Source organism: Silvania hatchlandensis (assembly GCF_025564065.1).
In the GTDB taxonomy this organism is placed as follows: Bacteria; Pseudomonadota; Gammaproteobacteria; order Enterobacterales; family Enterobacteriaceae; genus Enterobacter; species Enterobacter hatchlandensis.
The window spans coordinates 1-13315 of record NZ_JAMGZK010000032.1; the positions used below are offsets into that span (position 1 = coordinate 1).

Genomic DNA, 13315 nt, shown 5'->3' on the forward strand with positions numbered 1-13315 from the left:
CGTCTTGCGACGTTAAGAATCCATGTCACTTTGAGTGCCCACACAGATTGTCTGATAAATTGTTAAAGAGCAGTGCAACGCGGCGTTAAGCTCACCGTTGCGAGGTGGCGTATATTACGCTTTCCTCATCCAGAGTCAAGCGTTTATTTTCGCTTTTCTCTGTCGGCGTTCATCTCTGAACCCCTGCTGTCACGGCGGTTTGTAATCCGTTGTTCCGTGTCAGTGGAGGCGCATTATAGGGAGTTCTCCGACGGTGACAAGCATAAATATGAAAAAGTTTTCCGTTCGCTTACTTTTCGGTCTTTACGCTGATTAAAGCCGCGAATCGCTGGTTAAACGTGCGATTTGATGGGCGAAACTGGCAACCTGGGACCAGTCTGTGTAGACCACTTCTTTACGCGTATCGGTTTCACCGCCCGTCATCTTCATAATGAGGCGAATCATAAAGCGGTCGTACCAGCGATAACGCGGATAACGCAGTGCCCCCGCAAAGACCGCGCTCACCGTAGGATGCCAGGGAGAGCTCAGCAAAAACTTACGCGTATAGCTGTTCGTCTGCGGCGTACGCTTTTCCGCTTTACGCGCCACCAGGTTCACAGAGTAGAACGCGCTCGGCAGGCCATTCAGTGCTGCCGTATGCTTTTTCACAAAACGATCCAGAGCCGGATGGAAATGGCCATAGCGAATCGATGCGCCGACCACCACGCGGTCATACTCCTGCCAGGCAATCTCTTGCGTGCGGTTCAGATTGATGACATCGGCATAGATGCCCTGCTCTTTGAGCTCTGATGCCAGATATGAAGCAATCTCACGCGTTTGTCCGTCACGTGTGGAAAATAGAATTAATGTTTTCACAAACAACTCCCTTTATTCGCGCCAGAAGGTTGGCGTAAAGAGGACCAACAGCGTAAAGACCTCAAGACGTCCGAACAGCATGTTGGCAATCAGGATCCACTTCGCGGTTGGATTCATGCTGGCAAAATTATCCGCCACCACGCCAAGCCCGGGTCCAAGGTTATTCAGCGTGGCGACGACTGAGGCAAACGCCGAGAAGTCGTCGACACCCGTGGCAATAATTGCCAGCATGCTGACGATAAACACCAACGCATAAGCAGAAAAGAAGCCCCACACGGCTTCAAGGATGCGCTCCGGCAGCGCGCGGTTGCCAAGCTTAATGCTGTAAACCGCATTGGGATGCACAAGACGCTTAAGTTCGCGGTTACCCTGTTTAAACAGCAACAGAATGCGGATTACCTTTAACCCGCCCCCGGTCGATCCGGCACACCCGCCAATAAATGCAGAACACAGCAGCAGCACCGGCAGGAACAGCGGCCAGCGGGCAATACTGTCGGTCGTGAAGCCGGCAGTGGTCGCCATCGACACCACCTGGAAGAAGGCCTGATTAACAGTGGTAACTGCTGAGCTATAGACATCGTGCAGCCACAGCACCAGGGTACAAATGACAACCAGCGTGAGCTGCACGCCGATAAACATCCGAAACTCCGGATCGCGCCAGTACACCTTCAGGTTGCGACCGCTTAATAAAGAGAAGTGCAGGCCATAGTTACAGCCGGAGATCAGCAGGAAGATAGCGATAATGGTGTTGATCGTTGGGCTGTCGAAATAGCCAATACTGGCATCATGGGTAGAGAAGCCGCCAATCGCGATGGTGGCAAAGCTGTGGCCTATTGCATCAAAGGCTGGCATCCCGGCGAACCACAGCGCCAGCGCACAGGCGATAGTTAGCAGAACATAAATAAACCACAGCGTTTTTGCCGTCTCAGCAATACGCGGGCGCATTTTATTATCCTTCAGCGGCCCCGGCATTTCCGCACGGTACAGCTGCATCCCCCCGACGCCCAGGATCGGCAGAATAGCCACAGCTAAAACAATGATCCCCATACCGCCGAACCACTGCAGCATCTGCCGATAAAAAAGGATAGCGTGAGGCAGTGAGTCCAGCCCCACCAGCGTGGTGGCCCCGGTGGTGGTCAGCCCGGAAAAGGATTCAAAGAATGCATCGGTGACGGTTAAGTTGGGCCGTTCAGAGAAGATAAAGGGCAACGCACCCACGCTGCCCAGCACGGTCCAGAACAGCACCACGATAAGAAAGCCTTCGCGGGATTTCAGCTCACCTTTTTCCCGGCGGTTAGGCCACCACAGCAGGGAGCCAATCACCAGCGCAACAAAAAAGGTCTGTGTAAAGGCTCGGCCCGCACCATCCCGATAAATAAGCGCCACCAGTCCCGGGAGGATCATCGTCCCGGAAAACAATATGACCAACAATCCAACGATTCGGGTTATGGCACGAAAATGCATTCTGCCGCTTCCTTAGGTATTCAATAAGTAAGGGGGGGATTATTCTTCAATCGGCCGTAATTGCAACGCACCACGACTAAAATCAGCCAGTTTTGCTGAAAACGCCGGAAGCGACGCCTGAGGCAGCGCCACTCGCAGTTGTACCGTTACCTGGTAATCACTGTGTACAATCAGGCCCTGATAAAGTTTCAACAAGGCTTCGATGCCGGATAACTGGGCGTAATCGCACAATAAAGTATATTCGGTTAGCGGCGTTTTGCGGAGCGTTGTGAGGAGATTGAGCGCCTGCTGAACACCGCCGCCATAGGCCTTCACCAGCCCACCCGTTCCTAACAATACGCCGCCGTAGTAGCGCACCACGACGGCGGTTATCTCGCCAACCCCACAGCCCATTAGCTGAGAGAGCATCGGTTTGCCCGCCGTACCCGCCGGTTCACCGTCATCCGAGAAACCGAGCTTTTGCGAATCGTCAGGCGGCCCGGCCACCCACGCCACACAGTGGTGGCGGGCGTCGGGATGTTCCGCACGTACCGACTCAACAAAGGCTTTTGCCGACTCCACGCCGTCGGTATGCGCCAACAGCGTGATGAAACGGCTTTTCTTGATCTCTTCCGTAAAGGTGACCGGCGCTGCCGGTATGAGCCAGCTTTCCATTACGCCAGCTTCAAATCTCGCGTCATGTTTTCTGTACCGTTTTCGTGGATCACCACGTTATCTTCGATACGGATCCCGCCAAACGGTTTCAGGGCGTCAATTTTCTGCCAGTTGAAGTGTTTGCTGAACTGCCCTTCACGCCACGGCGCAAGCAGGGACTCAATAAAGTAGATGCCCGGCTCGATAGTCACCACCATGCGCGGCTGCAGAATACGGGTGCAGCGCAGATAAGGATACTTCGACGGCGCCGCCAGATGCGTGCCGGTATCGTCCTGCATAAAGCCTGCGGTGTCGTGCACCTGCAGACCCAGCGGGTGGCCAATACCGTGCGGCATAAACGGCCCGGTCAGGTCGTTGTCGACCATCGCCTCTTCGCTCATGTCGTTGAGGATCTGATGCTTACGCAGCAGCTTCGCAATACGCTGATGGAACTGGATATGGTAATCAACGTAGCTCACGCCGGCCTTCAGGGTGGCAATCAGGGCCAGCTGCTCGTCGTTCACGTCTTTAATCAGCTGTGCAAACTCGGTATCGCTGTTGCCGGCCCAGGTACGGGTCAGGTCAGCGGCATAGCCGTTATATTCCGCACCGGCATCCAGCAGGAAGCTGCGCATTTCGGATGGCGCACGGTGGTCGAGTTTGGTGTAGTGCAGCACCGACGCGTGTTCATTCAGCGCCACAATGTTGCTGTACGGCACGTCAGTATCCCGGTGGCCGGTCGCCGTCAGGTAAGCCTGGTTGATATCGAACTCGCTCATGCCGGACAGGAAGGCTTCATGGGCCGCACGATGGCCGTTAACCGCCGTTTTTTGCGCTTCACGCATACACGCCAGCTCATAGTCGGTCTTATAAGAGCGGTAATAGTGCAGGTAATCAATCACGCCTTTCGGGTTGATATTATCGGCGGAAATATCCAGACCACGCGCACGTTCAGGCACTGGACCGATGTAGCCGATATTGCCGCGTGCAGCAGGTAACTGGCTGCCAATACCATCAGCTTTCGGCAGCGCGATAACCTCAACATCTTCCGTCCAGAATGAGGTCGGCAGCGGCTCCACGTTATGCCAGTAATCAACCGGCAGATAGAACCACAGTTTCGGCTTGTTCACGCCATCCACCAGCAACCAGCAATTGGGAACCTGTGTTACCGGTACCCAAGCTTTAAATTGCGGATTAACTTTAAATGGATAAGCGTGATCGTCGAGAAAGACATTGAACAGTTCGCCAGAGTGGATGAGCAGCGCATCCAGCTTAAAACGAGTCAGTACGTCGCGGGTACGTTCCTGTAACGTAACAATATGATTCTTATACAGCGCGGCCAGTGAGTCCATCTTAGTTCCTTTTGTTTTGACCTCAAGTCACCGCATCTTAGCACACCTCAGAAAAGCTGCGTGATCTGCACCGAGCGTGATCGAGCCTACAATTATTTAATGAGTAATTTGCATTTCATTAACATAAATCCCACACTCCGATTCATCTGGTATGACCAGATCCTATTGCTGGATTCAGGAGACTGACATGCTCTATAAAGGCGACACCCTGTACGTAGACTGGCTGGAAGGTGGCATTGCCGAACTGGTGTTCGACGCCCCCGGCTCAGTGAATAAGCTGGACACCGCGACCGTGGCCAGTCTTGGCCATGCGCTGGACGTTCTGGAAAAACAATCCGACTTAAAAGGTCTGCTGCTGCGTTCAGAAAAAGCGGCGTTTATTGTCGGTGCAGACATCACCGAATTCCTCTCGCTGTTCCAGGTTCCGCAAGAGCAGTTGAGCCAGTGGCTGCATTTTGCCAACAGCGTCTTTAACCGCCTGGAAGATCTGCCGGTCCCGACTATCTCTGCAGTGAATGGCTATGCGCTGGGCGGCGGCTGCGAATGCGTGCTGGCGACGGATTACCGGCTGGCGACGCCGGACCTGCGCATCGGTCTGCCAGAAACCAAACTGGGCATTATGCCGGGCTTCGGCGGCTCCGTCCGTCTGCCGCGTCTGCTGGGTGCCGATAGCGCGCTGGAGATCATTGCCGCCGGTAAAGATGTCAGTGCCGATCAGGCCTTAAAACTCGGGCTGGTTGACGGCGTCGTTAAACCTGAAAAGCTGCTTGAAGGAGCGGTAACGATTCTTCGCCAGGCGATTAACGGCGATCTGGACTGGAAAGCAAAACGCCAGCCGAAGCTGGAACCCCTGCACCTAAGCAAAATTGAAGCCACCATGAGCTTTACCATTGCCAAAGGCATGGTGATGCAGACGGCGGGCAAACACTACCCGGCACCGATCACTGCGGTGAAGACTATTGAAGCGGCGGCAAAGTATGGCCGTGACGAAGCACTGAAACTCGAAAACCAAAGCTTCGTACCGCTGGCACACACCAGTGAAGCGCGCGCGCTGGTCGGTATTTTCCTGAATGACCAGTACGTGAAAGGTAAAGCGAAGCAGCTCACCAAAAACGTCGAGACGCCAAAGCAGGCTGCGGTACTGGGCGCAGGCATTATGGGCGGCGGCATCGCTTATCAGTCCGCGTGGAAAGGCGTCCCGGTGGTGATGAAAGATATCAACGATAAATCGCTGACGCTGGGGATGACCGAAGCCGCCAAGCTGCTGAATAAACAGCTCGAGCGCGGCAAGATAGACGGTCTGAAGCTCTCCGGGGTGATTTCAACCATTCACCCGACGCTGGACTACAGCGGTTTCGATCGCGTGGATGTCGTCGTCGAAGCAGTGGTCGAAAACCCGAAAATTAAAAAGGCCGTACTGGCAGAGACGGAAGATAAAGTACGCCCGGATACGGTGCTGGCGTCCAACACCTCCACCATTCCGATCGGCGAGCTGGCCAGCGTCCTCAAGCGTCCGGAAAACTTCTGCGGAATGCACTTCTTTAACCCGGTGCACCGCATGCCGTTGGTCGAAGTGATTCGCGGGGAAAAAACCTCTGACGAAACCCTCGCCAAAGTGGTGGCATGGGCGAGCAAGATGGGCAAAACCCCAATAGTAGTGAATGACTGCCCGGGCTTCTTCGTCAACCGCGTTCTGTTCCCGTATTTTGCCGGTTTCAGCCAGCTGCTGCGCGATGGCGCGGACTTCCGCAAAATCGACAAAGTGATGGAAAAGCAGTTTGGCTGGCCGATGGGCCCGGCTTATCTGCTGGACGTGGTCGGCATTGATACCGCGCATCACGCTCAGGCCGTGATGGCGGCAGGCTTCCCGCAGCGGATGCAGAAAGATTACCGTGACGCGATCGACACGCTGTTCGAGTCCAGCCGTTTTGGTCAGAAGAATGGCCTTGGCTTCTGGCGTTATAAAGAAGACAGCAAAGGCAAGCCGAAGAAAGAAGAAGATGCAGCCGTGGACAGCCTGCTGGCTGAGGTAAGCCAGGCGAAGCGCGATTTCAGCGACGAAGAGATTATCGCCCGTATGATGATCCCGATGGTCAACGAAGTGGTGCGCTGCCTGGAAGAAGGCATTATCGCCAGCCCTGCCGAAGCAGATATGGCGCTGGTCTACGGCCTTGGCTTCCCTCCATTCCACGGCGGCGCGTTCCGCTGGCTGGATACGATTGGCAGCGCCAGATATCTCGATATGACGCAGCAGTATGAACATCTCGGCGCGCTGTATCACGTACCGGATGGCCTGCGTAACAAAGCGCGTCATAACGAAGCGTACTATCCCCCGGTTGAGCCTGCCCGTCCGGTTGGCGCACTGAAAACGGCTTAAGGAGTCACAATGGAACAGGTTGTCATTGTCGATGCAATTCGCACCCCGATGGGCCGTTCAAAGGGCGGCGCATTTCGTAACGTACGTGCAGAAGATCTCTCCGCACATCTGATGCGTAGCCTGCTGTCGCGTAATCCGGCGCTTGCCGCCACCGCGATTGACGATATCTACTGGGGCTGCGTACAGCAGACTCTGGAGCAGGGTTTTAATATCGCCCGTAACGCGGCGCTGCTGGCGGAAATTCCGCACTCAGTACCGGCGGTAACGGTCAACCGCCTGTGCGGTTCATCGATGCAGGCGCTGCACGATGCGGCCCGCATGATCATGACCGGCGATGCGCAGGTCTGCATGATTGGTGGGGTGGAACATATGGGCCACGTCCCGATGAGTCACGGCGTCGATTTCCATCCTGGCATGGGCCGCACCGTGGCGAAAGCCGCGGGAATGATGGGCCTGACGGCAGAAATGCTCTCGCGCCTGCACGGCATCAGCCGTGAAATGCAGGACAGCTTTGCCGCCCGCTCTCACGCCCGCGCCTGGGCCGCGACGCAGTCCGGCGCATTTAAAAATGAAATTCTCCCGACCGGGGGACACGACGCCGACGGCGTGCTTAAGCAGTTTTACTTTGACGAAGTGATTCGCCCGGAAACCACGGTAGAAGCCCTCTCCACGCTGAAACCAGCCTTTGATCCGGTCACCGGTACCGTGACGGCGGGCAGCTCTTCTGCCCTTTCCGACGGTGCTGCGGCGATGCTGGTAATGAGCGAAAGTCGCGCCCGCGAACTGGGTCTGACCCCGCGCGCGCGCATCCGCTCGATGGCCGTGGTCGGTTGCGATCCATCGATTATGGGTTACGGCCCGGTTCCGGCGTCCAAACTGGCGCTGAAAAAAGCCGGGCTTTCCGCCAGCGATATCGACGTGTTCGAGATGAACGAAGCGTTTGCCGCACAGATCTTGCCATGCATTAAAGATCTGGGGCTGATGGATCAGATTGACGAGAAGATTAACCTCAATGGCGGTGCGATTGCCCTGGGTCACCCACTCGGTTGCTCCGGCGCGCGTATCAGCACCACGCTGATTAACCTGATGGAACGCAAGGATGCCCAGTTTGGTCTGGCGACCATGTGTATTGGGTTAGGTCAGGGGATCGCGACGGTCTTTGAGCGAGTGTAAATCTACGAGAGGTATCTCACAGCCAATGGCGCCACCGCAGTTATGGCGTCATTGGCGAAGAAAGACAAGTTTAGTTGCCGTTTTCCCGCCTGTCAGGGGCGGGTTTTTTTATGCTTAGATAAAGGCAAACGCATCGCCAAAGAGGCGATCTTCACGCGCGTGACGTTCGTTGCAGAACAGGTCACGGGCAATTTTTGCCATTTCGAAGCGGCCCGCGATATAGATATCGTGGTTAACCAGCGTGCCATGATCCTGCAGAACGGCCGTTAACACGGTACCGCTGCGACCACGCCAGCCCTCTTCCGGCTGCTCGACCACCGGCTCAACGCGCAGGTTCGGGTGCGTAATGCTCAGTGATTCCAGTTCAGAGAGATCGTAAAGGTGCTTCTCTTCACGGCCACCCCAGTAGATGGTGATATCGCGGTTCGGATTACGTGCCAGCGCCGTCAGCAGAATGGAGCGCACGTAAGAGAAACCGGTGCCGCCCGCAATCAGGATCAGCGGACGTTCTTCGTCATCGCGCAGCCAGGCTTCGCCATGCGGGATATCAATCTCGATTTCACTCTCTTTCAGGATGCGATCCATCACCGCCATCGCATACAGGTTGAGCTCTGACGCCCCTATGTGCAGCTCGATAAACTCTTGCTCATCCGGCGTGGACGCCATTGAGAAAGGGCGCTTATCCCGCTCATCCATCACCACCATCAGATACTGGCCCGCGCGGAAAGAAAACGCCGCTTCAGGCACTAAACGGACGCGATATACGGTGTCGGTGATAGCGTCTACCGAGGTCACTTTACAGCTTAAGGTTGTCATTCGCTCTCTCTGTCGGGAAGTCTATAGGGCATAACGGCTGCATTCAGGCATCTTTACCGTTATTCAGTATGGCCAGTTCATCCCAGATGGCGTCAATACGCGCCGTCACTTCGGGATCTTTTTTGATCGGACGGCCCCATTCACGCTGAGTCTCGCCGGGCCATTTATTGGTGGCATCCAGTCCCATTTTTGAGCCAAGACCGGAAACCGGCGAGGCAAAATCCAGATAATCAATTGGTGTGTTTTCTACTAACACCGTATCGCGCGCCGGATCCATACGCGTAGTGATCGCCCAGATCACGTCATTCCAGTCGCGGGCGTTGACGTCATCATCACAGACGATCACAAACTTGGTATACATAAACTGACGCAGGAAAGACCATACGCCCATCATTACCCGTTTAGCGTGACCCGCGTACTGCTTCTTAATGGTCACCACGGCCAGGCGGTATGAGCAGCCTTCCGGCGGCAGATAGAAATCGACAATTTCCGGGAACTGTTTTTGCAGGATCGGCACGAACACTTCATTGAGTGCAACGCCGAGAACCGCGGGTTCATCAGGCGGACGACCTGTGTAAGTCGAGTGGTAAATCGCATCCTCACGCTGAGTGATGTGCGTGACGGTAAACACCGGGAAGCTGTCCACTTCGTTGTAGTAACCTGTGTGGTCACCGTACGGCCCTTCGGGCGCCATTTCGCCTGGCTCGATATAGCCTTCGAGTACGATCTCCGCGCTGGCGGGCACTTCCAGATCGTTGGAAACACATTTCACCACTTCGGTTTTGGTGCCGCGCAGCAGTCCGGCGAAGGCATATTCAGAGAGGGTATCCGGCACCGGCGTAACGGCCCCCAGGATGGTGGCCGGATCGGCACCCAGCGCAACCGCGACAGGGAAGCGTTCGCCCGGATGGGCTGCGCACCACTCCTGATAATCAAGTGCACCGCCGCGATGCGACAGCCAGCGCATGATCAGTTTGTTTTTGCCAATCAGCTGTTGGCGATAGATACCGAGATTCTGACGCTCTTTATGCGGACCGCGCGTAACGGTCAGGCCCCAGGTAATCAGCGGCGCGGCATCTTCTGGCCAGCACTGCATAATGGGGATACGCGTCAGATCGACCGCCTCACCTTCCACGATTTTCTGCTGGCACGGTGCGCCACGCAGCCTTTTGGTCGGCATGTTCAGCACTTGCTTAAACTGCGGTAACTTATCGAAGAGGTCACGAAAACCTTTTGGTGGCTCAGGTTCTTTTAAAAAGGCCAGCAGCTTACCGACTTCACGCAACGCAGCGACATCCTCCTGCCCCATCCCCATCGCCACGCGTTTTGGCGTGCCGAACAGGTTACAGAGTACCGGCATGGTATAGCCTTTCGGGTTTTCAAACAGAAGCGCCGGACCGCCCGCCCGCAAAGTGCGGTCAGCGATCTCTGTCATCTCCAGAATGGGATCGACAGGAAGGGTGATACGTTTGAGTTCGCCCTGCTTTTCCAGCAGCGCCAGGAAGTCGCGTAGATCGTTGTATTTCATGAAGTTAGTCATGGCCTCTCTGTAAGCGCTTCATTATACGGTGTAAGGCTGCGTGATGCTGTAATTTTGTTAAATTAGCGTGAAGATTCGCGGTCACAGCGCCGTTTCCCCATTATAATCAACTTAGCCATCGCGCCAGGGTTTTGGTATGCTTGCCCCTATAACAAGCGGAAAAGAGTCATTATGCAGGCCTGGTATCTACTGTATTGTAAGCGTGGGCAGCTTCAGCGCGCTCAGGAACATCTTGAACGTCAGGGGGTGAATTGCCTGACGCCGGTGATTACACTGGAAAAAATGCTCCGGGGCAAGCGCACGACAGTCAGCGAACCGCTATTCCCAAACTATTTGTTTGTCGAATTTGACCCCGAGGTGATCCACACCACCACCATCAATGCGACGCGCGGTGTAAGCCACTTTGTACGTTTTGGTGCGCACCCTGCAATGGTACCCTCGACCGTAATACATCAGCTTTCCGTCTATAAGCAGCCAGAAGGCATTACCGATCCCGATACCCCGTTCTCCGGTGATCCTGTGGTGATCACTGAGGGCGCATTCGAAGGGCTGGTCGCTATTTTTGCTGAGCCGGACGGCGAAGCCCGCTCCATGCTGCTGCTCAACTTATTGAATAAAGACGTTTTGCAGAGCGTGAAAAACACCAGCTTCCGTAAAGCTTAAAACTGTACGCCAAACAGACGACGTACGTTGTCATCCGTCTGTGCAGCCAGCCACTGCGGCTCTTCTGCGCGCCAGGAGGCGATCCGCTCAATAATATGCCCCAGATAAGCCGGTTCATTGCGCCGCGATTTCGGTTTTGGACTGAGATCGCGCGGCAGCAGGTACGGCGCATCCGTCTCAATAAGCAGGCGATCGGCGGGGATAACCGGGAGTAGTTCTCGCAGTTCCAGCCCGCGCCGTTCATCGCAGACCCAGCCCGTGATCCCCAGATATAACCCGCGATCCAGACAATCCAGCGCCTCCTGTCGGGAGCCGGTAAAGCAGTGCAAGACCGCACCAGGCAGTTTATCCAGCCAGGGTTCAAGCAGCGCCAGAAAACGGTCATGCGCATCCCGGCAGTGCATAAACACCGGCATGCTCAGCTCTGCCGCCAGCGCAAGCTGGGCGCTAAAAGCGTGTTCCTGCTCAGCTGGCGTGGAGAAATTGCGATTAAAATCGAGGCCGCATTCACCGATAGCCACCACTTCAGGCGAGGCCGCCAGGGCACGCAGGATATCAAAACTTTCCGGCCCCCACTGGCTGCTGTCGTGGGGGTGAACACCGGCGGTAGACCAGCAGTGTGGATAGCGCTGCGCCAGCTGTCGCGCCAGGTCGCTTTCATGAAGATTGGTGCCCGTCAGCAGCAGGCCATTTACCCGTGCGTCGAATGCCCGGGCGACCACCTCATCACGATCGTGCGCAAACTGCGGGCTGGTCAGGTTCAGACCGATATCAAACATGCTGTCTCCCATATGACAACCGCCCTGACGGGCGGCTGGTATTATTCTTCAGTGGTGTGTTCCGACTCTTCGTCGTGATCCGCTCGTCGCTTACCAACATAGAAGCGCGAGAAGAACAGGCCGACCTCAAACAGGCAATACATCGGTATCGCCAGCAGGGTCTGCGAGAAAACATCCGGCGGTGTCAGCAGCATGCCGACAACGAAAGCCCCCACCAGAATGTACGGCCGCTTTTTACGCAAGTCGTCCGGTGTGGTTATCCCCACCCAGCACAGCAGCACGATGGCGACCGGCACCTCAAAGGCCACGCCGAAGGCCATAAACAGCGCCATCACGAAGCTCAGGTAGCTGGCAATATCCGTCGAGACCTGCACGCCTACCGGTGCAGTATTTGCCAGGAAGCCAAACGCCAGCGGAAAGACCACGAAGTAGGCAAACGCCATGCCGATATAAAACAGCAGAGAACTGGAGACCAGCAGCGGGATCACCAGCCGACGTTCATGCTTGTACAATGCGGGAGCAATAAACGCCCAGACCTGGTAGAGGATCACCGGCGCAGAGGCTATCAGCGACACCCAGAAGGTGAGCTTAATTGGCGTAAAGAACGGCGAGGCGACGTCGGTGGCAATCATGGTTGCGCCCAGCGGCATCTGCTTAATCAAGGGTGCAGAGACCACCTGATAGATGTCGTTAGCGAAATAGACCAGCCCTAAGAAAATGAGGCAAACCGCAATAATGCAGTTCAGCAGGCGTTTGCGCAGCTCGATGAGGTGCGCAATCAGCGGTTGAGTTTCTTCTACTGCCATGTTTACGATTTATCACTCGACGAGGAAGACGGTTCGGCAACGGGTGCAGGGTTTGATGCTGCTGGGGCTGCCGTCTTTTCTTGCTTCAGGATGGCCGGTTCTGTCGGCGTCTGCTCTGGCGCACTGGCCTGATGCTCGGCGCTGGCAGGCGTTACGCCTTCATGCTGCGCTTCGTTGTCTTTGACCAGCGGATTGCGGATAGTATTGGCTTCATCGCTCGCTTTTTCCGGATCGTTAACACTGTAGGAGCGCTTCATGGATTCCGCTGCTTCGCGCAGTTCATCCATCGAGGCTTTCAGTTCAGGCGTCAGGTTATCCATGCTCGCCTTCTCCACTTTTTTCAGGCTATCCTGAAACTCCTGCAGCTTAAGCTCCTGCGCCAGCTCATTCTGTACCGTCGTCGCCAGCGAACGCAGCGCGCGTACCCAGCCTGCAACTGTTTTGACTGCCACGGGTAAACGCTGAGGCCCCAGCACAATGAGGCCAATCACGAATACCAGCAGCAGTTCGCTAAAACCGATATCGAACACGAATTACACCTGCTCGTTGTCGTGGCGTTTAGCATTGTCCTTTTTGACGTCGTCTTGTTTGTCGGCAAGTGATTTGGCAGTAAAATCAGCGTCCTGGCTGGTTTTTTCCTGCTTATCCTTATCGTCATCATCACTGATCGCTTTCTTGAAGCCTTTGATGGATGCACCAAGATCGGAGCCGATGGAGCCCAGTTTTTTGGTCCCAAACAGCAGCACAACGATGACGGCAATAATCAACAATTGCCAGATACTGATACCACCCATACATCTTCCTCAGTTATAGATGATTAATTAACCAGGTCGCATTATACGTTATGCGACCCTGCG

The 13315-nt window shown here is 55.4% G+C and carries 13 protein-coding genes; 3 read left to right on the forward strand and 10 right to left on the reverse strand.

The genetic code is table 11. The annotated features are described in order from the left end of the window. Positions 1-312 precede the first annotated feature (312 nt). From hemG to pepQ, 4 genes are read right to left on the reverse strand one after another with little or no spacing between them, the layout of a single operon-like run. Positions 313-855, reverse strand: a complete 543-nt coding sequence (gene hemG, locus M8014_RS00490) for a menaquinone-dependent protoporphyrinogen IX dehydrogenase (RefSeq protein ID WP_271280630.1) — start codon at positions 853-855, stop codon at positions 313-315. 12 nt (positions 856-867) lie between these two features. Beyond that, a complete protein-coding gene (trkH, locus tag M8014_RS00495; RefSeq protein WP_271280631.1) occupies positions 868-2319 on the reverse strand; it encodes a Trk system potassium transporter TrkH in 1452 nt (483 codons plus the stop codon). Positions 2320-2358: 39 nt separating this feature from the next. Continuing rightward, positions 2359-2973, reverse strand: coding sequence for an IMPACT family protein (locus tag M8014_RS00500; protein ID WP_271280632.1), 615 nt, complete (start codon positions 2971-2973; stop codon positions 2359-2361). Next, the gene (gene pepQ / locus M8014_RS00505) at positions 2973-4304 is read right to left on the reverse strand and encodes a Xaa-Pro dipeptidase (RefSeq protein WP_271280633.1); all 1332 of its coding nucleotides are present in this window, start codon (positions 4302-4304) and stop codon (positions 2973-2975) included. Before pepQ ends, M8014_RS00500 begins: the two co-directional genes overlap by 1 nt. A gap of 187 nt (positions 4305-4491) precedes the next feature. Between pepQ and fadB the strand changes: the two genes are divergently transcribed. Both fadB and fadA read left to right on the forward strand, forming a co-directional pair. Continuing rightward, positions 4492-6681 carry a fatty acid oxidation complex subunit alpha FadB gene (gene fadB / locus M8014_RS00510; protein ID WP_271280634.1) on the forward strand — a complete coding sequence of 730 codons (2190 nt, stop codon included), beginning with the start codon at positions 4492-4494 and terminating at the stop codon, positions 6679-6681. Between the two features lie 9 nt (positions 6682-6690). Beyond that, the gene (gene fadA, locus M8014_RS00515) at positions 6691-7854 is read left to right on the forward strand and encodes an acetyl-CoA C-acyltransferase FadA (RefSeq protein ID WP_271280635.1); all 1164 of its coding nucleotides are present in this window, start codon (positions 6691-6693) and stop codon (positions 7852-7854) included. A gap of 114 nt (positions 7855-7968) precedes the next feature. On the opposite strand, the gene fre is transcribed toward fadA, so the two are convergent. After that, positions 7969-8670 carry an NAD(P)H-flavin reductase gene (gene fre, locus M8014_RS00520; RefSeq protein ID WP_271280636.1) on the reverse strand — a complete coding sequence of 234 codons (702 nt, stop codon included), beginning with the start codon at positions 8668-8670 and terminating at the stop codon, positions 7969-7971. A 43-nt stretch (positions 8671-8713) separates the two neighbouring features. Beyond that, entirely contained in the window at positions 8714-10210 is a 1497-nt protein-coding gene (gene ubiD, locus M8014_RS00525) for a 4-hydroxy-3-polyprenylbenzoate decarboxylase (protein ID WP_271280637.1), read from the reverse strand. A gap of 171 nt (positions 10211-10381) precedes the next feature. Between ubiD and rfaH the strand changes: the two genes are divergently transcribed. Continuing rightward, the gene (rfaH, locus tag M8014_RS00530; protein ID WP_271280638.1) at positions 10382-10873 is read left to right on the forward strand and encodes a transcription/translation regulatory transformer protein RfaH; all 492 of its coding nucleotides are present in this window, start codon (positions 10382-10384) and stop codon (positions 10871-10873) included. Here the strand turns inward: rfaH and tatD are convergent. The 4 genes from tatD to tatA are packed head-to-tail and all read right to left on the reverse strand — an operon-like array spanning position 10870 to position 13252. Further along, the gene (tatD, locus tag M8014_RS00535) at positions 10870-11652 is read right to left on the reverse strand and encodes a 3'-5' ssDNA/RNA exonuclease TatD (RefSeq protein ID WP_271280639.1); all 783 of its coding nucleotides are present in this window, start codon (positions 11650-11652) and stop codon (positions 10870-10872) included. The genes rfaH and tatD overlap by 4 nt on opposite strands. Before the next feature lie 41 nt (positions 11653-11693). Then, positions 11694-12458: a Sec-independent protein translocase subunit TatC gene (gene tatC, locus M8014_RS00540; protein ID WP_271280640.1), complete on the reverse strand. Its 765-nt coding sequence runs from the start codon at positions 12456-12458 to the stop codon at positions 11694-11696. Between the two features lie 2 nt (positions 12459-12460). Then, a complete protein-coding gene (tatB, locus tag M8014_RS00545) occupies positions 12461-12988 on the reverse strand; it encodes a Sec-independent protein translocase protein TatB (protein WP_271280641.1) in 528 nt (175 codons plus the stop codon). A gap of 3 nt (positions 12989-12991) precedes the next feature. Then, the gene (tatA, locus tag M8014_RS00550; RefSeq protein ID WP_271280642.1) at positions 12992-13252 is read right to left on the reverse strand and encodes a Sec-independent protein translocase subunit TatA; all 261 of its coding nucleotides are present in this window, start codon (positions 13250-13252) and stop codon (positions 12992-12994) included. Positions 13253-13315: the final 63 nt, after the last annotated feature.